This is a genomic window from Arenibacter hampyeongensis, from assembly GCF_002909255.1.
GTDB lineage: Bacteria > Bacteroidota > Bacteroidia > Flavobacteriales > Flavobacteriaceae > Arenibacter > Arenibacter hampyeongensis.
In genome coordinates this window covers 901345-922456 of record NZ_PIOB01000001.1, presented here as the reverse complement: position 1 = coordinate 922456, position 21112 = coordinate 901345, and the positions used below count along the sequence as shown (strand labels likewise).

The following is a 21112-nucleotide window of genomic DNA, read 5'->3' as shown; positions in this document are numbered from 1 at the left end:
TGGAGTCAATTGAGTAAATTTACGCCATGATTTTAGTCACAGGCGGTACTGGTTTGGTAGGAGCGCACCTTCTTTTGCACTTATTGCAAACTGGCGCCTCTGTTAAAGCCATTCATAGAAAAAAGAGCAACTTAAAAGAAGTCGAAAAGGTTTTCGGTTATTATACCGACAAATCCCAAGAACTTTTTCAAAAAATCTCATGGATAGAGGCAGACCTTAACGACCTTCCAGCGTTGGAAATTGCTTTTGAAAACGTTACCCATGTTTATCATTGTGCGGCCTTAATTTCTTTTGACCCCAATGATTATGAACTCTTACGTACCGTAAATATTGAAGGCACAAAGAATATTGTAAATCTCTGTATTGCCAATGCTATTAAAAAATTGTGTTACACTAGTTCCATTGGCGCCATTGGGAGAACCTTGGACAACCAAGAGGCTACGGAGGAAACCGAATGGAATTCCCAGCAGAGCAATGTCTATGCCATGACCAAGATGGATGCCGAACTGGAAGTTTGGAGAGGTGCTCAAGAAGGTCTTCCTGTTGTAATCATAAATCCTGGCGTAATTTTGGGCCCCGGTTTTTGGAATACTGGGACCGGACTTTTGTTTAAAACTTCTTTTAAAGCTCGTAAATTCTATCCGCCAGGAGGAACTGGCTTTGTTACGGTTAGCGATGTGGTAAATATAATGTCCCAACTAATGGAGTCTTCCATAACCAATGAAAAATATATCATTGTAGCAGATCAACTTTCTTATAAAGAAATTCTTTATAAAGTAACAAAGGGCTTTGGTAAACCTAGCCCCAACAGGGAGCTTAAGTTTTGGGAATTGGAAATCCTTTGGCGATTGGATTGGCTTAGAAACATTTTTTGGAATAGGGGAAGAAAACTCACCAAAATCTCGGTTTCTTCCTTGCGAAAAAACCAAAAGTTCAATAATGACAAAATCCAAAAACAATTAGGGTATTCCTTTGAGGCCTTGGACAGAACCATTGAAATGTCCTGCCAAAAGTTTATTGAACGGAATCCTTAGTCTCAACCGGCTTTTTTTTCAGATTTGGATTCAATTTTTCTTTGGCCTGCACTAAAGAATCCTGCTTCTTCTGCCTTTCCTCTTCAAAAAACTTTTCATCCTCTTCCAATTTCTCCTTCACTTTGGTATAAATAGACTCATACACCGTGGGAATAGAAGCATAATAGGTATCACTCCCTACAAATTGAATACTATCGATTCCATATTTGGTATAGATATACCCCATAGGTTCAATTTCATATTCGTTCAGTATGCTTTCATTAATTATCTTGCCCGCGTTTAATAAAGAAATGTCGTATAAAATGGTAGCCATTTTATCCTCTGGAATAAGATTTTCCGGTTTTTCCACCACCTTTTCATTACAGGACAACAACAAGCCTAGAAAAATGGCGACTACATATTTTATCATTGCTATCTATTAAAAGTTAACCTCATAGCCTTTCTCTCTTGCGAAAAATTGCCTCTTTCATAAGCCAAATGACCATTTACAAAAGTATGTGTTATCTTGGACTTAAACGAGTGCCCTTCAAACGGGGACCATCCACATTTATAAGCAATATTTTCCTTGGTCACCTTCCAGGATTCATTAAGATCCAACACCACCAAATCTGCATAATAACCTTCCTTAATAAATCCGCGCTTTTTTACTTGGAATAGTTTTGCTGGATTATGGCACATTTTCTCAACAATTTTCTCCAAACTTATCTTTCCGGAATGATAATATTCCAGCATTGCAGGTAATGCATGTTGCACTAAAGGCCCTCCGGAAGGTGCCGAAGTATAGACATTGTTTTTTTCCTCCAAAGTATGGGGTGCGTGGTCTGTGGCTACAACATCTATACGGTCGTCCAATAAGGCTTCCCAAAGCTGATCTCTATCTGCCGCAGTTTTTACGGCCGGATTCCATTTTATCAGAGTTCCTTTAGTATCGTAATCCTCTTCTGAAAACCAAAGATGATGTATACAGACTTCAGCTGTAATCTTTTTATCCTCTAAAGGAATGTCATTTCTAAAAAGCTCTGTTTCCTTTCCCGTGGAAACATGAAAAACATGAAATCGGGCCCCTGTTTTTTTTGCCAGGGCTATGGCCCTTGAGGAAGAAAGATAACAGGCCTCTGCACTCCTGATCAATGGGTGGTATTTAATGGGAATATCATCTCCAAATTGGGCCTTGTATTTTGCAAAATTGGCCTTAATGGTAGCCTCGTCCTCACAATGTGCGGAAATTACCATCTCGGTATTTCTAAATATCTTTTCTATTACCTCCTCATTATCCACCAACATATTACCCGTTGAGGAACCTAAAAAGAGTTTAACTCCCGAACAGGCATTCTTATCCAATTTCTTGATCTCCTCCAAATTATCATTGGTCCCCCCGAATAAAAAGGAATAATTGGCAAAGGCAGAGTTTCTTGCCATTTCAAACTTAGCCTCCAATGCTTCAATGGTAGTTGTTTGGGGACTGGTATTGGGCTGCTCCATAAAGGAAGTTATGCCGCCTGCGACAGCTGCTCTACTCTCCGTGCCAATGGTACCCTTATGGGTTAGACCTGGCTCCCTAAAGTGCACCTGATCGTCTATGACCCCAGGAATTACATATTTTCCTTCAACATTTATGACCTTTGTGGCTGTATCCGCAGAAATATTTGCCCCTATTTCAAGAATAATATCATCTTCCAGCAAGATATCACTAGGAAACACACTATTATCATTGACAATTGTGGCGTTTTTTATTAGTATTCTTCCCATTCTAAAATTTCTTTTTTTGAAATAAACTGCTCACTTTCATCTGTATTACCCCAAAAACGGCCTCATTGATGATGGAAGCACTCATCTTTGACTTACCTCTTATTCTATCGGTAAAAATAATAGGCACCTCTTCAATGATATATTTTTGTAGATGGGCCCTGAATTTCATTTCTATTTGAAACGCATAGCCAATGAATTTAATGGAATCCAAATTAATGGTTTCCAGAACCTTCCTTTTATAACAGACAAACCCTGCTGTGGGATCATGAACCTTCATTCCAGTTATTAATTTCACATAGAACGAAGCTCCATAGGACAACAAGATCCTGTGCAAGGGCCAATTTACGACATTAATGCCCTTTTTGTATCTGGACCCCACAGCCACATCCGCTCCATCTAAACAGGCTTGCCGCAGTTTGATAAGGTCTGAAGGGGCGTGTGAAAAGTCTGCGTCCATCTCAAAAATAAATTCATATTTTCTTTCGATTGCCCACTTAAACCCATGAATGTAGGCAGTTCCCAATCCAAACTTATCCTGTCTCACCTCTAAAAACAAGCGATCTAAATATTGTCCCTGCAAATTTCCTACCGCATTGGACGTACCGTCTGGAGAATTATCATCTACCACCAGGACATGGAAGTCCTGCTCCAAAGCAAAGACGGAATGTATAATAAGCTCAATGTTTTCAATTTCATTGAAGGTAGGAATAATGACCAAGCTATCCGCCATCTAGGTATTGCAATTTTAGCAAAAATAGTATTTTAAAAACTGTAGCGAAATATCATGGCAGATTTATGATTTTTTTAAAGATTTGGTATGCCTGATAATTCATCATTCTCAGATAATCATTGAAGCATTCTTATCAACCCATTTCTAAACTTAATTAGTACAAAGTGGGTTTATGGGGTGGATTTACAACTATTGATAGGAGAATGAAACTATACGTTAAAATGTATCTACAAAAAGATAAACACCTCCCTATTTGGCTTCTTATATTTTTACCATGGATTTGGGCCTAAAAAAGCTTAGGTTTGGGCAAAATTTAAGAATCACCCTTAGGGATTGGAAAGTAGCCCGCATCCAACATGTAAGGTAGCATTACTGTGGGTTGACACTAAATGGAATGGAGAAGACGTTATTACACCTTTCCATCCCAAAGCATAAACTGTCAACTTAATAGATAAGAGCGGGGTCTTTTCGGAAAATGATTTATATTTAGGATTTCCAAGGAAATAAACAATAGGCAGGTCAAATGGAAGCTATTTTAAGAAATCAGTACGCTGTAGATTGGATTACCGTTATCCTATTTTGCAGTATCTTTTTTATGGTGCTCGCCAAAACCACATATTATAGCCGGTTTTTAAATTATATAATCCTTCCGTTCAACAATAAGTATATTTTTCTTTACCAGAAGAAGGACAAACTCTTTAATTGGTTCAGTATTTTTTTCAGTATTTTCCAATTACTTAATTTTTCACTTTTCATCTATTTTATAAACAAAATCTTTTTCCAATCTCCAGTAGAACACCAATTCGAGGTCTATCTGATTATTTGTACTTCACTTTTTTTATTTTTGGTCATTAAAATACTTTTACAATTTGGCAACGGTTTTATTTTTAATGCCAACAAGACCATTTCGGAAATCGTTTTTAAAAAACTTTCCTACCTCAACTACAGTGGTATTGTAATGTTATTTGCCAATCTTATATTGAATTATGTTTTACAGGAATCAAAAGCAGTGGTTTTCATAAGTATTTTGTTGGTTTTCATTATAAACACCATTGGTTGGATAACAACATTGAGAAATCATCAAAATTTCCTTGCCAGTAATTTTGTATATTTTATTTTGTACCTTTGCGCTCTTGAAATAGCACCAATTATTATAGTTGGTAACTATCTAATAGACCGAAGCCTATGAAAGTTAAAACTATTTTGGTTTCACAGCCAGAACCAAAGATGGAAAATTCCCCCTATTCCAAGCTTATTGATAAGGAGAAAATAAAGGTAGATTTTAGGCCTTTTATCCACGTGGAAGGTGTTGATGCGAAAATGGTCCGACAGCAAAAAATTGATCTTAAAAATTTTACCGCGATTATTCTTACGAGCAGAAATGCAGTTGATCATTATTTCAGGATTGCCGAAGAAATGAGGTTTAAAGTACCTGATTCGATGAAATATTTTTGTCAGTCGGAGGCAGTGGCCTACTACCTGCAAAAGTACGTTGTGTATCGCAAGCGTAAAATTTACGTGGGGAAAATGAATTTTCCAGATTTAAATGCACTGTTTAAAAAATACAAGGACGAAAAATTTTTATTGCCCTCCTCGGATGTTCTAAAACCTATTGTTCCCGAAACATTGGATAGCTTAGGAATAGATTGGACCAGGGGAATATTCTACAAGACGGTAATAAGCGATCTTTCAGATTTAAGGGATGTTTATTATGATGTTTTAGTATTCTTTAGTCCTTCTGGAATAGAATCACTTTTAAAGAACTTTCCTGATTTTAAACAAAACGAAACCAGAATTGCGGTTTTTGGGAATTCTACGGTAAAGGCAGCTACAGATGCTGGACTTAGAATAGACATTCAAGCTCCAACCCCTGAAACGCCTTCCATGACAATGGCACTACAGAGGTACATTACTACTGTAAACAAGAAATAAGGCGAGATTTTATTATTGCAAAGATAATTAATTGGGCAATAGACCTATATAAATAACCCCGAGGCAGGCCTCGGGGTTATTCTGTTAAAAAGCGTATCGCTGTGGTCCGCCCCGCCTAATTTCCTCATTGGCATAAGCTTCAAATTTCTTAAAATTTTCACGAAAGGCATTCGTTAATTTAAACGCGGTCTTATAGTACGCCTCGTCATTGTTCCAAGTTGCCCGTGGGCTCAGCACACTTGTTGGGACACCTGGGCATTCCCTAGGTTGTGCTACCCCAAAAACAGAATGGATATGGTATTTGTCATAACTGTACAACCCCAATTCGCCACTAAGGGCCGCATGGATCATGGCTCGGGTATATTTTAATTTCATTCTGGTACCCACCCCATAAGGACCTCCGGTCCATCCCGTATTCACCAACCAAACGTTGACCCCTGCATCCAACATTTTTTTACTTAGCATTTCCGCGTATTTTGTGGGGTGCAATGGCATAAATGGGGCTCCAAAACAGGCCGAAAAACTAGGTACGGGCTCAACAACTCCTGCCTCTGTACCAGCCACCTTGGCGGTGTATCCCGAAATAAAGTGATAGGCAGCCTGACTTGGGGTTAGTTTAGATATAGGGGGCAACACCCCAAAGGCATCGGCTGTAAGAAAGAAAATATTCTTTGGATTCTTTCCAATAGAAGGCTCCTGAATATTGTCTATATTATAAATTGGATAACTTACCCTAGTATTTTGGGTAATGGAAGTATTTTCAAAATCGACCACACCATTGGCATCCAGGACCACATTTTCCAAAAGTGCACCTTTCTTTATGGCTCCGTAAATTTCCGGCTCATTTTCTTCCGAAAGATTAATGACCTTAGCATAACAGCCCCCCTCGAAATTAAACACGGTATTTTCCTTAGTCCAGCCATGTTCATCGTCCCCGATCAATTTTCTATATGGGTCCGCAGACAAAGTGGTCTTCCCCGTTCCGGAAAGTCCAAAAAAGATAGCTGTATCACCATCATCACCCACATTGGCAGAACAATGCATGGGAAGACATTCTTTATAAACCGGTAGAATAAAATTGAGTGCTGAAAATATTCCCTTTTTAATTTCCCCGGTATAACCAGTACCGCCAATAAGGGCTATTTTTCGGGTGAAATTTAATATGGCAAAATTGTGCTTTCTGGTCCCATCCTCTTCAACTTTCGCCATAAAACCAGGTGCATTAATCACTGTCCATTCAGGATCAAAACCTACCAATTCGTCATCTGTGGGCCTTAAAAACATATTGTAGGCAAACATATTGGACCATGGGTATTCATTAATAACCCTGATATTGGTTTTATATTCATCATCTGCACATGCAAAACAGTCCCTAACATAAAGCTCCTTTTCATTAAGGTACTGTATGACCTTAGTGTAAAGGGCATCAAACTTTTCACTTTCAAAAGGTATATTCACATTTCCCCACCAAATTTTATCGGCGGTAATAGCATCCTTAACTATAAACCTATCCAATGGTGACCTACCTGTAAATTCACCGGTATTTATGGCCAACGCCCCGGTGGAAGAGGTTACACCCATACCCTTTTCTACAGTAATTTCATGCAGTTTGGAAGGTGATAATTGATAGTGGATTTTTGTTGTTGAAATGCCATACGCTTTCAACGAAATCGATTGCGTTGATGGGGTTGATGAAGTCATAATAGTCGCGTTTTATTAGAATATATATAAAGGCTCTAAGAGCTTGTTAGTTTTAATTTGATTGATTTTGTTTATGGACCCTAATTCCCAAAAGTATCCAGCCCGAGACCAACAGAACACCTCCAATGGGAGTCAATAAGGCTATTTTCTTAAAATCAAAAATTGATAGTTCATTGGTTGACAAAAGATAAATTGAAAAGGAAAAACATATTACCCCTGCTACAATTAAATAGTAAACCGCCTTTTTTCGCTCTTCAACCAATAAGTTAAAGCCGCCCAATATCATTAGGAACAAAGCATGGTACATCTGGTATTTTACACCGGTCTCAAATGTACTGATAGCCTTGCCGTCCAACAAATTTTCCAGACCATGTGCCCCAAAAGCTCCCAAAAGAACTGCCGTAAGACCGAAAAATATCCCAGTTACAAAAATTGTTTTGTTCATAACTTATTAGTGCTTATTCCTTACAAATATAACAATTTGATACCTTAGTATCCGTTAAATAAAAAAGTAAAAAACCAATGAGACGAAAAATACTTGTTGTGGGCACAGGAAAATCCACCTCTTATTTGTTGGATTATTTACTGCAAAAAGCAGAAGAAGAAAATTTACATCTTACTATTTGTGACTTAAATGCAGATGCCATACCTGACAAAATAAAATTACATCCAGCATGTACCACCTTAAAATTAGACATTTTTAATGATGTGGAGAGAAGTAAGGTAATCCAAGAATCTGACATAGTGATCTCCATGCTTCCTGCCCGTTTTCATTTTAAGGTTGCCGTTGACTGTATACAATTTGGGAAACATTTGGTTACGGCCTCTTATATAAGTGATGAAATAATGGCTTTAGATCAACAGGCAAAAGAAAAAGGCCTTGTTTTTATGAACGAAATTGGATTGGACCCAGGGATTGATCATATGAGTGCCATGCAGGTTATAGATAACATTAGGGATCAAGGTGGCAAAATGATCCTATTCGAATCCTTCACCGGAGGTTTGGTGGCTCCTGAAAGCGACAACAACCTATGGAATTATAAATTTACCTGGAACCCTAGAAATGTTGTTGTGGCCGGCCAGGGCGGTGTAGCAAAATTTATTCAAGAAGGTACCTATAAATACATTCCCTACCACAAACTTTTTAGACGTACCGAATTTTTGGATGTTGAAGGCTACGGGAAATTTGAAGTATACGCCAATAGGGATTCCTTAAAATATAGAGAAGCCTATGGACTTCAAAATGTGCTTACTTTATACCGTGGAACTATGCGAAGGGTCGGTTTTTCCAAGGCATGGAATATGTTTGTACAATTGGGCATGACAGATGATAGTTACACCATAGAGAATTCTGAAGGCATGTCTTACCGCCAATTTGTAAACCTCTTTCTACCCTATTCCCCTACCAATACGGTAGAACTGAAAATGAGGCATTACCTTAAAATCGATCAGGATGATATAATGTGGGAAAAATTAATGGAACTCCACCTATTTGATTCCCAACGAATAATTGAATTAAAAAATGCTACCCCTGCAGAAATATTGCAAAGAATCCTGGAAGATAGCTGGACCTTGGCGGAGACGGACAAGGATATGATCGTCATGTACCACAAATTTGGTTACGAAATTAATGGCAAAAAGGAACAGATAGATTCCAATATGGTGGTCACAGGAGAAGATCGCACCTACACTGCCATGGCCAAGACAGTTGGATTACCGGTCGCCATTGCCACTTTACAAATTTTAAACAAAAAAATAACCACTCCAGGGGTACAATTGCCCATAAGGAGAGAAGTATATGAACCCATTTTAAATGAATTAAAAGGCTTTGGCATTCACTTTAAGGAATACAAAGTGCCCTACTTGGGATATAATCCCGATTCCGTTGCCAGTTAAAATATAAAACCATTTTGGTATCTTTATAATGTAATTGAAGTATTAACCATGAAATCCAACAACGAAAACGTTAAAATTGATGGTATCGATAAAAAGATCCTAAGATTTTTAATGGCCGATGCCAGAAAGCCTGTTTTGGAAATCGCCCGGAAAATTGGGATTTCAGGTGCTGCCATTCATCAGAGGTTACGGAAATTGGAAGCTTCAGGTTTAATTGCAGGGTCCAAATTTATTATTAATCCCAAGGTTTTAGGCTTTACCACCATGGCCTACATAGGCATCTATTTGGATAAGGCAATGAGCAATCCTGTAGCGGTTAAGGAACTTGAAAAAATTCCGGAGGTCCTGGAATGCCACTACACTACAGGCAACTGGTCCATTCTCATAAAAGTACTTTGCAGGGACAATGAACATCTCATGCATGTACTTAACAGGGACATACAGCAGATAGAAGGGGTCTCCAGAACAGAGACCTTTATTTCCTTGGACCAACAGATAGACCGGCAAATTACAATATAAAAAAAGGACATCGTTTGATGTCCTTTGTTACTTTATCCATTTTTGTCCTTAGTCCCTACTTCCCAGAACCTGCATAGCCCAATAGACCAGGGTAGCCAACGAGCCAATTGCAGCTACCAAGTATGTCCTGGCCGCCCATTTTAAGGCATCTTCAGAACCCTTATATTCCTCAGGAGATACTATATTCTTATTCTTTAACCACGCCAATGCCCTGTTACTGGCATCGTATTCCACTGGTAAAGTGATAAAACTAAATAAGGTAGCAAGGCCCATCATTATTAGCCCCGCTACTGCCACCCAATATCCCATTCCAACACCGGCTGCCGCTCCAAGCATAATACCACCGAAAACTACCCACATGGACATTCCTGAGGTAACACTTACCACAGGTACCAATTTGGAACGTAAAGTCAACCATTCATAGGCCGTAGCGTGCTGTACCGCATGTCCACATTCGTGGGCCGCAACCGCAGCCGCCGAAGCATTTCTTTGGTTATAGACTCCCTCACTTAAATTTACTGTTTTATTCACCGGATTGTAGTGATCTGTTAGCATCCCAGGAGTGGAAATAACCTTTACGTCCCTGATCCCGTGATCGGCCAACATTTTTTCTGCAATCTCGGCACCACTCATGCCATTGCGCAAATGCACTTTGGAATAGTGCTTAAATTTACTTTTCAGCTTATTACTTACCAACCAACTTACCAAAGCTATTGCACCCAGTAATATATAATACATCATCATAACGATTTCTTTTTTAAAATTAATCCAATATACTAAAGTTTCCTTTATTCAATTTCTAATAAATATAGCAAAAAGCTCGCCAAATTATCCGAACCAAAATTAGAAAGCCTAATCAGATAATTATCTGACAAATTGTCCCTTCCTACTTATATTTTAGCTTCAGGACAATCATAATTAAAATTAATACTGCAGTTATAAAATTGGCCAACATCATGGGGACACTTTCGTGGTAAATGCCGTAGATCAACCAAAGCACCACCCCGAGAAACATGGCCAAATACATGGTCAATGAAATATCCTTGGTAGACTTATTGCTCCAGGTTTTATGTACCTGTGGCATCAATGAAGAGGTAGTAAGTACGGCTGCCACCAAGCCCATGATTTCTATATTTTCCATAACACCGGATCCTAATTTTTAATTCTTTGTCCCTATAACCATTGAGATTCACCCAGTTGATTTAGCACACCAAAAGCTATGACAATCAGTTATAAAGTCTGCCTTGTACAGTACTACTTTTAACCTACAATGTTTACAATCTTTCCGGGAACTATAATTACCTTTTTAGGGGTACGGCCCTGCAACTGCTCCTGGGTTTTATCATGGGCCATAACGGCAGCTTCAATTTCCTCTTTGGAAAGATCTACCGGCAACTCAATTTTAAAGCGCATTTTTCCGTTGAACGATATGGGGTATTCCTTGCTGCTCTCTACCAAATATTTTTCATCAAACTTTGGAAAGGGAGCAGTGGCAATTGAGGTGGTATGCCCCAATTGATTCCAAAGCTCTTCTGCAATATGTGGAGCGTAAGACGAGACCAATACTGCTAAGGGCTCCAATACTTCCCTGCTATTACATTTTTGGGTTGCCAATTCGTTTACACAGATCATAAAGGTAGCTACCGAGGTATTAAAGGAAAAATTTTCAATATCCTCCTCCACTTTCTTGATGGTCTTATGCAGGGTCTTTAAATTATCTGCAGTTGGTTCGGTATCGGTAACCATAAACGCACCTTCCACCCCTCCGTGGTATAAACGCCACATTTTTTTTAGGAAACTATAGACCCCACTGATTCCTGCCGTATTCCACGGCTTGGACTGCTCCAAGGGACCTAGGAACATCTCGTACAAACGAAGGGAATCTGCCCCATACTCCTCGCAAATACTATCCGGACTCACTACATTGTACTTGGATTTGGACATTTTTTCTACCTCGCGACCTACGATATAAACATCGTCATTATCTTCAATTACTTTTCCTTTTTCACCTATAAAAATAGCATCCTTAAATTCAGGATTCATCACGTCATTCCTAAATGATTCAATATCTAATTCATCAGAACCATTAACATATTTTACATTGGAATGAGTTCTATTTAAAACACTAAATCTAAAAGGCTTTTCGTTAACTGGGGGAGTGTTTCTCCATTTTTTAATAACCTCATCAACTTTACCCCAAGCACTTTTCGATATTGCAATGTAAAATTGTTTGTCTTTTGCAAAACGGGCAACAACAAAATAAACAAAAGCACTGGTCCCGGTAATCATCCCTTGGTTGATCAGTTTTTTGGCAAACTCGGGTTTGGGCACCACCCCTTTATCGAACAAAAACTTTTGCCAAAATCGGGAGTATAGCAAGTGGCCGGTAGCATGCTCGCTACCACCTATGTATAAATCTACATCCTGCCAATAGTCAATTGCACCCTTAGAGAATATTTCGTTCTCATTAGTCGGATCCATATAGCGGTTAAAGTAGTACGAACTCCCCGCCCAACCAGGCATGGTATTCAACTCCAATGGAAATACGGATTTATGATCTATTAACTGATTACTGACTACCGCCGACTTTTTAACGTCCCAAGCCCAGACCGTGGCATTGCCCAAAGGTGGTTCACCAGTTTCCGTAGGCAGGTATTTTACTACCTCCGGAAGTACAATGGGCAAATGTTCCTGATCGATCATTTGCGGCATTCCGTCTATATAATAGACCGGAAAAGGCTCTCCCCAATAACGTTGGCGACTAAAAACCGCATCGCGTAACCTATAGTTTATTTTTCCTTCCCCTTGTCCTAATTTTTCCAATTCATAAATGACATGCTTAACCGCTTTTTTATATGGAAGTCCATTTAAAAAATCGGAATTGGCAATTATAGTCTTTTCCTTATCGGCATAGGCCTCTTCTGAAATATCCACACCCTCGAAAATATTGGGAATAGGAATATTAAAATGCTTTGCAAAGTCATGATCGCGCTGATCTCCACAGGGAACGGACATTACCGCCCCTGTACCGTAACCTGCCAAAACATAATCCCCTATCCAAATAGGAATTGGCTCTTTACTGAAAGGATGTTCTGCATACGCCCCCGTAAACGCACCGGATATGGTCTTTACGTCTGCCATACGATCGCGCTCACTGCGTTTGGCCGTGGCCTCTATATAAGACTCAACTTCCACCTTTTGCTCAGGGGTGGTAATTTTGGAAACCAATTCATGCTCTGGGGCCAAAGTCATAAAACTTACTCCAAAAATGGTGTCTGGACGGGTGGTGAAAACATCAATGACCTCTTCATGCCCGTTCACCTTAAATGTCACCTCAGCACCCTCAGACCTTCCGATCCAATTGGTCTGGGAATCCTTTAATGGTTGCGGCCAATCTACCGTTGCCAAATCATCCAATAATCGCTGGGCATAGGCAGAAATGCGCATACTCCATTGGGTCATTTTTTTACGGATCACAGGGTGGCCACCACGCTCCGAAACCCCGTTGACTATCTCGTCGTTGGCCAAAACTGTCCCTAAGGCAGGACACCAATTGACTTCAGTTTCCGCCAAATATGTTAACCTATATTTTAATAAAATCTCTTGCTGTTGTTTTGGGGAAAAAGCCTTCCATTCGGTTGCCGAGAAATCCAACACTTCCTCGTCACACACCGCATTAACATTTTGATTGCCTTCTTTTTCAAATTTGGCAATCAGATTTGAAATATCTTCTGCCTTATCGGCCTCCTTATTGTACCATGAATTAAATAGTTGGATAAAGATCCATTGGGTCCATTTGTAATAGTTGGGATCGGAGGTACGTACCTCTCTGCTCCAATCAAAAGAAAAACCAATTTTATCCAATTGTTCCCGATATCTACTGATGTTGGTCTCGGTAGTTATTGCAGGATGTTGTCCTGTTTGAATTGCGTATTGTTCTGCAGGAAGTCCAAAAGAATCGTATCCCATTGGATGCAGAACGTTAAATCCCTTGTGTCTCTTATAACGTGCATAAATATCACTGGCAATATAGCCTAGCGGATGCCCTACGTGCAAACCAGCTCCGGAAGGGTACGGAAACATATCCAACACATAAAACTTTTCTTTTTGGGAATCATTTTCTGCTTTAAAGGTTTGGTTTTCCGCCCAAAATTTCTGCCACTTTTCTTCAATCTTCCTGAAATCGTAAGTCATCCTAATCTCTTGTATTTTAATCCAGTGTACCTACTGCACACCCGTGCTTTTATTAATTTAGCGCAAAAATAAGTTTAATCTATGAAATGAACTATCACAATAGGGCCTAAGATCTTGATTATAATGGTGAAAATATGTAAATTGAGAATTGCTCCAAGTAGCTGCATCAACATCCTTCCAGCTATTGTTACACCCTAAAAAATATCTATACAATACCCTTGGCCCAAGGGTACAAGGTATGTTACTGAAAAAATATGCTCCATTACAAGGCCCGCCTGAACGGAACAGGTAGACAAGCCTTGGGAATTAAACTTTTTACAAGGAATTAAAAGCTGTTAAATGACCTGCCAACTGTACATATTGCACATTTGGCACAAAACATTTATCTTTCATTTATGAACCATTACTCAGGACGACTATTTACTATATGCCTTTTAGTTGTTTGCTTTTTCAGCAATTCTGTTCTTGGAGAATTTGGGTTTAGCACAATACAAACCGGCCTACCCCTATTTTCGGTATGGGACAACACCGAAAACAGCCAAGGCAGCATTTCTCCACACGCACTCGCATATTCCCCTAATAAAGAGCAAACAATGACAATCCCAAAAACGGTGAATACTGTTGCCCTAAATTGCCGTGTTCAGACTGTCGTGTACGATCAATGGGGTAATACTAGTTTTCCCCGCTGTGAAACAGCGCCTCCTACCAGTATAAAACTTCGAGTACATTCTACAATCCTTCGCTCAAACCCTCAACAAACAGAAAATTTTAATTACGCCAATAAATGGCAGCAAAGTACAGATGGTAAAGATTGGGAAGACGCTATTAGTAATGTAACAGGACTCAGTAATCAATATATTATTCCATCGTCGTCGACCAATTATCGCTTTTATAGGTATGTATTAATCGATGAAGAATTCCTATACCCTTTATGTACTTTTGATTACCAAGTGTTCGAGATTTTTACAGTACCCCGACCCAGTCCCCCCCTGAATCCGGGAAATATTGAAGCTTGTATTTCCGAAAACCGGGCGCTGTCTGTAACTGTGGATAAAGATGTTGAAGTGGATTGGTATGACGCACCATCTGGCGGTCAACTGTTGCTTGCAAATAGTACCACCTTTTTGACTCAGAAATCTGGAACCTACTATGCCGAAGCACGTGCTTTACTTGCCCCTCTGGAGCCGCCGGTCCCTGGTACAACCATTCGTGATACCGACTCTATATATACCCCCTGTACTTCCTACCAAAGAACACCAGTATCCATCATTTTATTCGACTTGCCCGAAGTAAGCGATGAAACCTTGAGCTTCTGTGAAAATACAACCATCACCTTATCCGCACAAATAAGCAATGTGGCCTATGAATGGAATACGGGTGAAACCAGTTCCAGTATCAACGTAAATACCCCTGGAATTTATACTGTTAAAGTAACCAACAGCAACGGCTGTTCCAGCCTTAAAACGATCGCTCTGGAACAGATCGATGCTCCAAAGGTGCAAACCGCTACTTCCAACGAGCACGCTATCACCATAATTACAGCAATCCATGGTGAATTTGAATATTCTTTGGATGGATTTAGCTATCAGGACGAAAATACGTTCTATAATATTGAAGGGGGGCTATATAAGGTTTATGTCCGTGAAAAGAACAACTGTGGCCTAGTAACCTTTGATTACGTTCATCTGGCAATCCCCAAATTTTTTACTCCCAATGGTGATGGCATTAATGACAACTTTGTTATTAAAGGCCTTGAAAATTTTCAATTTTCACAAATAAGTATTTTTGATCGCTTTGGCACCCTTATAAAAACCTCACAAAATAATCCGTTCGAATGGGACGGAACACATCGCGGCCAGCCCTTACCGGCCACCGATTATTGGTTTCAAATTAATATAGAAGACACCCTAAAAAAAGGTCATTTTGCCTTAAAAAGATGATTTTTAAGACAAATACAACTTTATAATTTTCGATATCCATAAATTAAGGATGAAAGAGAACACTATTATTTTTAATTCAATTTACTTTCCTATTTTTACATATTGATTTTGTACTATGAGCACATCTTTTGAACGTTTTCAAAAAAGAAAACTGATTTCCTCCTATTTTTCTGTAGTCCTAAGCATTGGGCTGGTGCTTTTTTTATTGGGAATTTTGGGTCTTTTGGTATTGAACACAAAAAAGTTGGCCGATCATTTTAAAGAGCAGATTACGATCTCCGTTTTTCTTAAGGACAATGCCAAGGAGGTAGAAGTAGATCAATTGCAAAAAAGTCTGGCCATGGCCGAATACACAAAAAAAGCCACCTATGTTTCTAAAGAACAGGCTGCTGAACAACACAGTGTGGAGATAGGAGAGAATTTTTTGGATTTCTTAGGGTATAATCCCCTTAAAAATTCCATTGATGTACAACTCAAGGCCGATTATGTTTCCACAGATAAAATTGCTGAGATCGCAGAGGAGATTGCCACCAAGGATTACATAGAGGAGGTAAGTTACGACAAACCCTTGATCACGCTGTTAAACGATAATGTAAAGAAGCTAAGTTTTTGGATTTTAGTGGCCAGTGGTATATTTACATTCATCGCAGTATTATTGATCAATAGTTCCATCCGTCTTTCTATTTACTCCAAACGTTTTATTATTAAGACCATGCAGATGGTGGGGGCTACCAAAACATTTATCCGTAGGCCATTTATATGGACCAATATTAAATTGGGCGTTCTAGGGGCTATTTTGGCCTTAATTGCCTTGGGCTTTGTTGTATACTATGTAAACATTAATTTTCCCGAGTTAAACCTTTTTCAAGACCCTACAATTTTGGTATTTCTGTTTGCGAGTGTCTTTGGATTAGGAGTCCTGATTTCATACATAAGCACTTTTTTTGCGACACAACGCTTCTTAAATCTTAGGACAGACGATTTATATTATTAAATTTGCGGCATGAGTAAAAAACAAAATAATAATCAACAGCAAAAGCCTAGACAAGAATTTATCTTTCAGAAAAGGAACTATCTGTTTATGTTTGTTGGCCTGGCCTTTATAACCTTAGGATTTATCCTTATGAGCGGTGGTGGAAGTGACGACCCCAACGTATTTAACCCTGAGATTTATAATTTTAGAAGAATACGCTTGGCGCCTACTTTGGTATTGATAGGTCTTGGGATAGAAGTCTACGCCATTCTGTTGAATCCGCATAAGAAAAAATAAATTTGGACATATTAGAGGCTATTATTCTTGCCATTATTGAAGGTATAACCGAATATTTACCGGTTTCTTCAACAGGACACATGATCATTGTATCTTCCTTTTTTGGAATTGCCCAGGAAGATTTTACCAAGTTATTCACCATCGTTATACAATTGGGAACCATCTTTTCGGTTGTGGTACTGTATTTCAAGCGATTTTTCCAAACTATTGATTTCTATTTTAAACTCCTTATTGCATTTATTCCGGCTGTTGTTTTTGGCCTTCTTTTAAGTGATGTTATAGATTCGTTGTTGGAAAGCCCTCTGGTAGTTGCTTTTTCTTTGGTAATTGGGGGAATTATTCTACTTAGAGTTGACGAGTTATTCGGAAATTCGGACAACACTGATATTTCATATGCTACCGCCTTTAAAATTGGACTCTTTCAATGCCTGGCCATGATTCCAGGGGTATCCAGAAGTGGTGCAAGTATTGTTGGGGGTATGACCCAAAAGCTATCTCGGACCGCAGCGGCCGAATTTTCATTTTTCCTGGCCGTGCCAACCATGTTGGGTGCTACCCTTAAAAAGAGCTATGACTATTACAGTTCAGGCTTCACCCTAACCTCCGAACAGATAAATTTATTGATCATAGGAAACGTTGTTGGATTTGTAGTGGCCTTATTTGCTATAAAAACCTTTATTGGATATTTAAGTAAACATGGCTTTAAAATCTTCGGTTACTATAGAATCGTAGTAGGAATTGCCATCATTGTAATTCATTATTTTATTTGGCCACTAACCGTAATATAATGACTAAAGAGGACTTCTTGGAGGGACAGGTACTGCTGATAAACAAACCTTTGGGTTGGACATCTTTTCAGGCAGTGAATTCCTTAAAATGGAATATTAGAAAAAAATTTGAATTAAAAAAATTTAAGATAGGCCATGCTGGGACTCTTGATCCATTGGCCACCGGATTATTGCTTATCTGTACTGGAAAATTTACCAAAACAATAAACGAACTCCAAGGTCAGGAAAAAGAATATACCGGCACTTTTACTTTAGGCGGGACAACCCCTTCTTTTGATCTGGAAACGGAAATAAACCAAAGCTTCCCTATAAATCATATTACAGAGGAATTGATACATATTACTACCACACAATTTATAGGTAATATTGAACAGGTTCCACCGGTATTCTCGGCACTAAAAAAAGACGGGAAAAGACTATATGAATACGCAAGGGAAGGCAAAGAGGTGGAAATTAAAAAAAGAGCGGTCACTATTACCCAATTTGAAATAACGCAGATACAATTGCCAAAGGTTCATTTTAGAGTAGTGTGTAGCAAAGGTACCTATATTAGGTCATTGGCGAATGATTTTGGGAAAGCTCTGCAATCCGGCGCCCATTTATCCTCCCTGAAAAGAACCAAAATAGGTGATTACAACGTAAATAAAGCCATAACCCCCGAGGAATTTGGTAATTTACTGCAGATCGATAGTTAAAAAAACTTCGAAATTTATAGTGGTAACCTAACCGTTCGTCGATAATTTAAAATATTTTTGATTAAACGTGGTTATAACACTATGAATTTGAGCCGGAAACAACTTTCTTTTTTAATAACTTTCTTTTCCATGTCCTTGGTTGTACTAAGCTTGTACAATATCCACTTGGGACAAAAGGAAAAAGAGGAGTATGTTATTGAATTAAGTTTGTTGGATGAGGAAGACCTAGTAAAGGAATTAGAGGAGGAAATTAAGGAGATGGAGGAAGAAATGGCCAAGTCCGAACCCGTTAAAAGTCATATGGCCTTTAACGAAGCCAACAAACCTAGTTTTGGCAACCCAGAGCCACTTAGAACTCTCGAGGAAATAATGGAGGAGCAGGAATTGACCTCTGATAGTGATGACCCAACGGACTTTCTTAGTTCCGACTCCGAATACGCTACAAGAGTAAAAGAACTGGCTAAAAGAAGAAGGGAAAAGCAAGAGCTTTTGGGGGAAAAAGAAGCTAGCAAAGAAGTAATGACCAACAATTTGGCCAAAAGAAGGACATCTATTTCCTACTCTTTGGTTGACAGAAGGCATACCAGCCTTCCCATACCCATTTACACCTGTATTGAAGGTGGTAAAGTGGTCATTAATATTAAAGTTGACGTATTAGGAAAGGTCATAGAGGCCGATGTTAACAAAAAGAGTTCCAGCACCCTCAATGGCTGTTTGGTAGACAACGCCATTGAATATGCATTAAAATCTAAATTTAATGCTGGAGAAAAGGTAGAACAAATGGGCACCATTACCTATCTATTCCAGGAGAAGCAAAGATAATAAGTCGCACACCGTATTTTGACCTTTGTCCTTGTTATACCAGAGTTGTAAATCTTGCTTGAATTCCGGAGTCAAATTTCCATGTTTCTTTTTGTAGTCAAGAACCATATTGGTGGCTGTACTTGGCCGTGAACCCCATTCCCCAATAATTCTACCGGTAGCATCATCAATGGAAATCAATTTTGGAATAGCCATAGCGCCATTGGATAAAAATTGCTCCATCAATTCCAAATTTTCATCACGCAACACAAGTCGTAAGGAAATATTCTTATTTAAACCTGCTATTTTGTTCATTACCGGTATGGTTTGGGCGGCATCGCCACACCAGCTTTCCGTAAGTACCAACCATGTAATTTTTTGATCGACCTCTTTAATTTTTGAGTCGGAATCAGCGTCTATCTTGATAGTCTTGTCCAAACGTTTCATCCTTTGATCATTAAGAAGGGTATAATTACCAAGTTCCTGGCTCTGTATTGATCCCGTAGATTTACCTTCCAGTGCCAAATTGCCCACCATAAGCCTGTAATCCTCATAACCCATAGACCCCATTAAACCCTCTTGGACAACCTGAATTCTAGTTTTCTGAACTGTTTGTTCCATAATATTCAAAATATTTAAGCCAAAATTAACCCATCCATAATCAATAATGGGTAACAATAGTTACATTGGTAGCATTACTTCCGCAATACTTACGCAACTCTTAAATAAGTGAAAATTCTAGTGGTTCATCGCTCTTTTTTTGATCATTCCGCCTTTAGTATCGTTTATGCTGTTCATAACAACAAAGGCGTTGGGGTCTATCTTTTCCAGTTCTGTATTTAATTTACTAATCTCCAATCTGGTAATTACGGCGTATATAATGTCATACTCATTGTGCACACCGCTCTTTCCGTAACCACCATGACCTTTATAGATGGTTAGCCCCCTACCCAGTTTTTCCGTGATCATAAGTCTAATCTCTTCACTTCGTGACGATATAATGGTAACCCCGGTATACTCCTCGATCCCATCAACGACAAAATCTAAAGTTTTTGAAGCCGACAAATAGGTTAACATTGAATAAAGTGCCGTTTCCAAAGAAAGAAAATATGCAGCTGCCAAGAATATAATAACATTAATGACGATTATATTATCCCCAATTTTAGTCCTTAATTTCCTGCTCAGATAAATGGCCAGCACCTCGGTACCATCCAATACACCGCCCCCCCTAATGGAAAGACCAATACCGGCACCTAGAAAAAATCCACCAAAAACTGCAACCAAAAGTTTGTCCTCGGTCACTTCCGGAAAGTGTACCGTAGCCAACACTATTGCCAAGCCAACAATTGCCAAAGAGGCCTTAATGGCAAATTGTTTGCCTATCACCTTAAAACCAAGATAAATGAAGGGAATATTAACCAGTATGATCAGTACATATAAGGGCGTTGATGTGATTTCAGAAATTAAGAGAGAAATTCCAGTGGCCCCACCATCAATAAAGCTATTGGGCAACAGAAAACTCTCCAAACCAAAAGCAGCGGAAAAAATTCCGGCTATAATAAATAAAGCATCATGAATATCTGCAAATATTCCAACCCTAAACCTTCTGGATTTTTTCCAATAGGAATACAGGTTAGTTTTAAAATCATGACTTTTTTTCTTTCTTTCCGGCATATTTGATTCTTTCTTAAAATAGGTTTTATTAACATCTAGGACCTATTACCATCTTATTCCAACAAAACATTTTCAATGCGTTATGAACAATTGAATTACGAAGTTACTAGTCTGTGAAATTAAAAAATCAATTTTTAAAAACTGAAATCCACTCCTTGATTATTACAATTAATTTACACCCTTTTAATT

The 21112-nt window shown here is 38.8% G+C and carries 21 protein-coding genes; 11 read left to right on the top strand and 10 right to left on the bottom strand.

Translation table 11 applies throughout. From position 1 onward, the window contains the following. Positions 1-26: 26 nt before the first annotated feature. Positions 27-1034 (top strand): NAD-dependent epimerase/dehydratase family protein, encoded by a 1008-nt coding sequence (locus CWD91_RS03770; protein WP_103439583.1) that lies wholly within the window; start codon positions 27-29, stop codon positions 1032-1034. Here CWD91_RS03770 and CWD91_RS03765 read toward each other — a convergent pair. From CWD91_RS03765 to CWD91_RS03755, 3 genes are read right to left on the bottom strand one after another with little or no spacing between them, the layout of a single operon-like run. Next, positions 1015-1443 carry a DUF4296 domain-containing protein gene (locus tag CWD91_RS03765; RefSeq protein ID WP_103439582.1) on the bottom strand — a complete coding sequence of 143 codons (429 nt, stop codon included), beginning with the start codon at positions 1441-1443 and terminating at the stop codon, positions 1015-1017. The two genes, CWD91_RS03770 and CWD91_RS03765, sit on opposite strands and share 20 nt — an antisense overlap. A gap of 2 nt (positions 1444-1445) precedes the next feature. Then, the gene (locus CWD91_RS03760) at positions 1446-2783 is read right to left on the bottom strand and encodes a dihydroorotase (protein ID WP_103439581.1); all 1338 of its coding nucleotides are present in this window, start codon (positions 2781-2783) and stop codon (positions 1446-1448) included. A 1-nt stretch (position 2784) separates the two neighbouring features. Beyond that, positions 2785-3513: a polyprenol monophosphomannose synthase gene (locus CWD91_RS03755; protein WP_103439580.1), complete on the bottom strand. Its 729-nt coding sequence runs from the start codon at positions 3511-3513 to the stop codon at positions 2785-2787. 523 nt (positions 3514-4036) lie between these two features. Between CWD91_RS03755 and CWD91_RS03750 the strand changes: the two genes are divergently transcribed. Both CWD91_RS03750 and CWD91_RS03745 read left to right on the top strand, forming a co-directional pair. After that, a complete protein-coding gene (locus tag CWD91_RS03750; RefSeq protein ID WP_103439579.1) occupies positions 4037-4702 on the top strand; it encodes a DUF4271 domain-containing protein in 666 nt (221 codons plus the stop codon). Further along, positions 4699-5445, top strand: a complete 747-nt coding sequence (locus CWD91_RS03745; protein ID WP_103439578.1) for a uroporphyrinogen-III synthase — start codon at positions 4699-4701, stop codon at positions 5443-5445. Before CWD91_RS03750 ends, CWD91_RS03745 begins: the two co-directional genes overlap by 4 nt. A gap of 84 nt (positions 5446-5529) precedes the next feature. Here the strand turns inward: CWD91_RS03745 and pckA are convergent, their stop codons facing one another. Next, on the bottom strand, positions 5530-7146 hold the full coding sequence (pckA, locus tag CWD91_RS03740; protein ID WP_103439577.1) for a phosphoenolpyruvate carboxykinase (ATP): 1617 nt from the start codon (positions 7144-7146) through the stop codon (positions 5530-5532). 52 nt (positions 7147-7198) lie between these two features. Beyond that, entirely contained in the window at positions 7199-7591 is a 393-nt protein-coding gene (locus CWD91_RS03735; protein ID WP_103439576.1) for a DUF423 domain-containing protein, read from the bottom strand. Between the two features lie 77 nt (positions 7592-7668). Between CWD91_RS03735 and CWD91_RS03730 the strand changes: the two genes are divergently transcribed. Both CWD91_RS03730 and CWD91_RS03725 read left to right on the top strand, forming a co-directional pair. Next, positions 7669-9042 (top strand): saccharopine dehydrogenase family protein, encoded by a 1374-nt coding sequence (locus CWD91_RS03730; protein ID WP_103439575.1) that lies wholly within the window; start codon positions 7669-7671, stop codon positions 9040-9042. A 48-nt stretch (positions 9043-9090) separates the two neighbouring features. Next, positions 9091-9561: an Lrp/AsnC ligand binding domain-containing protein gene (locus CWD91_RS03725; protein ID WP_103439574.1), complete on the top strand. Its 471-nt coding sequence runs from the start codon at positions 9091-9093 to the stop codon at positions 9559-9561. A gap of 48 nt (positions 9562-9609) precedes the next feature. On the opposite strand, the gene CWD91_RS03720 is transcribed toward CWD91_RS03725, so the two are convergent. The 3 genes from CWD91_RS03720 to CWD91_RS03710 all read right to left on the bottom strand — a co-directional run bounded on the left by CWD91_RS03720 (position 9610) and on the right by CWD91_RS03710 (position 13755). After that, on the bottom strand, positions 9610-10305 hold the full coding sequence (locus tag CWD91_RS03720) for a zinc metallopeptidase (RefSeq protein WP_103439573.1): 696 nt from the start codon (positions 10303-10305) through the stop codon (positions 9610-9612). 142 nt (positions 10306-10447) lie between these two features. Beyond that, a complete protein-coding gene (locus CWD91_RS03715; protein WP_103439572.1) occupies positions 10448-10702 on the bottom strand; it encodes a SemiSWEET family sugar transporter in 255 nt (84 codons plus the stop codon). A 119-nt stretch (positions 10703-10821) separates the two neighbouring features. Then, entirely contained in the window at positions 10822-13755 is a 2934-nt protein-coding gene (locus CWD91_RS03710; protein WP_103439571.1) for a leucine--tRNA ligase, read from the bottom strand. A 593-nt stretch (positions 13756-14348) separates the two neighbouring features. Here CWD91_RS03710 and CWD91_RS03705 point away from each other — a divergent pair. From CWD91_RS03705 to CWD91_RS03680, 6 genes are all read left to right on the top strand, one after another. Beyond that, positions 14349-15695, top strand: a complete 1347-nt coding sequence (locus CWD91_RS03705; protein WP_157943707.1) for a T9SS type B sorting domain-containing protein — start codon at positions 14349-14351, stop codon at positions 15693-15695. A gap of 115 nt (positions 15696-15810) precedes the next feature. Beyond that, the gene (locus CWD91_RS03700) at positions 15811-16689 is read left to right on the top strand and encodes a cell division protein FtsX (protein ID WP_103439569.1); all 879 of its coding nucleotides are present in this window, start codon (positions 15811-15813) and stop codon (positions 16687-16689) included. Between the two features lie 9 nt (positions 16690-16698). Continuing rightward, on the top strand, positions 16699-16965 hold the full coding sequence (locus CWD91_RS03695; RefSeq protein ID WP_103439568.1) for a DUF3098 domain-containing protein: 267 nt from the start codon (positions 16699-16701) through the stop codon (positions 16963-16965). Between the two features lie 2 nt (positions 16966-16967). After that, entirely contained in the window at positions 16968-17753 is a 786-nt protein-coding gene (locus CWD91_RS03690; protein WP_103439567.1) for an undecaprenyl-diphosphate phosphatase, read from the top strand. Beyond that, positions 17753-18448 carry a tRNA pseudouridine(55) synthase TruB gene (truB, locus tag CWD91_RS03685; protein ID WP_103439566.1) on the top strand — a complete coding sequence of 232 codons (696 nt, stop codon included), beginning with the start codon at positions 17753-17755 and terminating at the stop codon, positions 18446-18448. Before CWD91_RS03690 ends, truB begins: the two co-directional genes overlap by 1 nt. 129 nt (positions 18449-18577) lie before the next feature. Beyond that, positions 18578-19270: a hypothetical protein gene (locus tag CWD91_RS03680; RefSeq protein WP_239985640.1), complete on the top strand. Its 693-nt coding sequence runs from the start codon at positions 18578-18580 to the stop codon at positions 19268-19270. On the opposite strand, the gene CWD91_RS03675 is transcribed toward CWD91_RS03680, so the two are convergent. Together CWD91_RS03675 and CWD91_RS03670 are read right to left on the bottom strand one after the other, a co-directional pair. Further along, positions 19247-19870, bottom strand: coding sequence for a thioredoxin family protein (locus tag CWD91_RS03675; protein WP_103439890.1), 624 nt, complete (start codon positions 19868-19870; stop codon positions 19247-19249). The two genes, CWD91_RS03680 and CWD91_RS03675, sit on opposite strands and share 24 nt — an antisense overlap. Positions 19871-19987: 117 nt before the next feature. After that, a complete protein-coding gene (locus CWD91_RS03670) occupies positions 19988-20923 on the bottom strand; it encodes a YitT family protein (protein WP_103439564.1) in 936 nt (311 codons plus the stop codon). Positions 20924-21112 lie beyond the last annotated feature (189 nt).

What these genes read in the sequence shown, in the direction of transcription:
- CWD91_RS03770 (WP_103439583.1), top strand. Translation starts at nt 27, where the DNA reads ATGATTTTAGTCACAGGCGGTACTGGTTTGGTAGGAGCGCACCTTCTT.
- CWD91_RS03765 (WP_103439582.1), bottom strand. Translation starts at nt 1,443, where the DNA reads ATGATAAAATATGTAGTCGCCATTTTTCTAGGCTTGTTGTTGTCCTGT.
- CWD91_RS03760 (WP_103439581.1), bottom strand. Translation starts at nt 2,783, where the DNA reads ATGGGAAGAATACTAATAAAAAACGCCACAATTGTCAATGATAATAGT.
- CWD91_RS03755 (WP_103439580.1), bottom strand. Translation starts at nt 3,513, where the DNA reads ATGGCGGATAGCTTGGTCATTATTCCTACCTTCAATGAAATTGAAAAC.
- CWD91_RS03750 (WP_103439579.1), top strand. Translation starts at nt 4,037, where the DNA reads ATGGAAGCTATTTTAAGAAATCAGTACGCTGTAGATTGGATTACCGTT.
- CWD91_RS03745 (WP_103439578.1), top strand. Translation starts at nt 4,699, where the DNA reads ATGAAAGTTAAAACTATTTTGGTTTCACAGCCAGAACCAAAGATGGAA.
- pckA (WP_103439577.1), bottom strand. Translation starts at nt 7,146, where the DNA reads ATGACTTCATCAACCCCATCAACGCAATCGATTTCGTTGAAAGCGTAT.
- CWD91_RS03735 (WP_103439576.1), bottom strand. Translation starts at nt 7,591, where the DNA reads ATGAACAAAACAATTTTTGTAACTGGGATATTTTTCGGTCTTACGGCA.
- CWD91_RS03730 (WP_103439575.1), top strand. Translation starts at nt 7,669, where the DNA reads ATGAGACGAAAAATACTTGTTGTGGGCACAGGAAAATCCACCTCTTAT.
- CWD91_RS03725 (WP_103439574.1), top strand. Translation starts at nt 9,091, where the DNA reads ATGAAATCCAACAACGAAAACGTTAAAATTGATGGTATCGATAAAAAG.
- CWD91_RS03720 (WP_103439573.1), bottom strand. Translation starts at nt 10,305, where the DNA reads ATGATGATGTATTATATATTACTGGGTGCAATAGCTTTGGTAAGTTGG.
- CWD91_RS03715 (WP_103439572.1), bottom strand. Translation starts at nt 10,702, where the DNA reads ATGGAAAATATAGAAATCATGGGCTTGGTGGCAGCCGTACTTACTACC.
- CWD91_RS03710 (WP_103439571.1), bottom strand. Translation starts at nt 13,755, where the DNA reads ATGACTTACGATTTCAGGAAGATTGAAGAAAAGTGGCAGAAATTTTGG.
- CWD91_RS03705 (WP_157943707.1), top strand. Translation starts at nt 14,349, where the DNA reads ATGACAATCCCAAAAACGGTGAATACTGTTGCCCTAAATTGCCGTGTT.
- CWD91_RS03700 (WP_103439569.1), top strand. Translation starts at nt 15,811, where the DNA reads ATGAGCACATCTTTTGAACGTTTTCAAAAAAGAAAACTGATTTCCTCC.
- CWD91_RS03695 (WP_103439568.1), top strand. Translation starts at nt 16,699, where the DNA reads ATGAGTAAAAAACAAAATAATAATCAACAGCAAAAGCCTAGACAAGAA.
- truB (WP_103439566.1), top strand. Translation starts at nt 17,753, where the DNA reads ATGACTAAAGAGGACTTCTTGGAGGGACAGGTACTGCTGATAAACAAA.
- CWD91_RS03680 (WP_239985640.1), top strand. Translation starts at nt 18,578, where the DNA reads ATGTCCTTGGTTGTACTAAGCTTGTACAATATCCACTTGGGACAAAAG.
- CWD91_RS03675 (WP_103439890.1), bottom strand. Translation starts at nt 19,870, where the DNA reads ATGGAACAAACAGTTCAGAAAACTAGAATTCAGGTTGTCCAAGAGGGT.
- CWD91_RS03670 (WP_103439564.1), bottom strand. Translation starts at nt 20,923, where the DNA reads ATGCCGGAAAGAAAGAAAAAAAGTCATGATTTTAAAACTAACCTGTAT.